Raw genomic sequence first — 759 nt, 5'->3', positions numbered from 1 at the left:
CACCGATATTATGACGCTCCGATACAAGCGTCATCGTTTTCCTGCCGAGATCATAGCGCATGCGGTGTGGCTCTACTTCCGATTTCCACTGAGCCTGCGTCATGTGGAAGATCTTCTGGCCGAGCGCGGCATCGAAGTCTCGTTCCAGACTGTCGCGGAATGGGCTGCCAAGTTCGGCCGCGGATATGCCCGCTCCATCCGGCGGCGGTCCAGGGGTAGTTTTGCCGACAAGTGGCATCTCGACGAAATGGTCGTTGCTATCAAGGGCAAGAAATTCTGGCTGTGGCGGGCCGTCGATGCCGATGGCTATGTTCTCGATGCTCTGATCCAGAGCCGCCGGAACAAGAAGGCGGCCTTGAAGCTGATGCGAAAGCTGCTGAAAGGGCAAGGCATCACGCCGCGCGTCATGATCACCGACAAACTCAGATCCTACGATGCGGCCAAAAGGGAAATCATGCCAGGTGTCGAGCATCGATCGCATAAGGGGCTGAATAACCGAGCGGAGAATTCTCATCTGGCAGTTCGACGGCGAGAACGAGGTATGATCCGGTTCAAGTCGGCACGACAATGCCAGCGCTTCGTTTCCATCCATGGCCCGATCGGCAACCTCTTCAATCTTCACCGGAAACATCTGATAGCCGCCGATCACCGCGACATTCGAGCCGCCGCTATGGCGGTCTGGAGGCAAATCGCTTTGTCGACAGCCGCGTGAAGAGGCAACATCGGGGGGCATCCCGTGCCCAACCCAAGTTAAGGCGA

1 protein-coding gene is annotated in these 759 nt (G+C 57.4%); it reads left to right on the top strand.

Features of this window, described 5'->3' with window-relative positions; translation table 11 throughout:
• Nucleotides 1–10 precede the first annotated feature (10 nt).
• Nucleotides 11–712: an IS6 family transposase gene (locus CKW40_RS42365; protein WP_095205400.1), complete on the top strand. Its 702-nt coding sequence runs from the start codon at nt 11–13 to the stop codon at nt 710–712.
• The last annotated feature ends 47 nt before the right edge of the window (nt 713–759 follow it).

The organism is Mesorhizobium carmichaelinearum (assembly GCF_900199455.1).
In the GTDB taxonomy this organism is placed as follows: Bacteria; Pseudomonadota; Alphaproteobacteria; order Rhizobiales; family Rhizobiaceae; genus Mesorhizobium; species Mesorhizobium carmichaelinearum.
This window is presented reverse-complemented; position numbering and strand designations above follow the sequence as displayed.

Coding starts and splice junctions, on each gene's coding strand:
- CKW40_RS42365 (WP_095205400.1), top strand. CDS start 11: ATGACGCTCCGATACAAGCGTCATCGTTTTCCTGCCGAGATCATAGCG.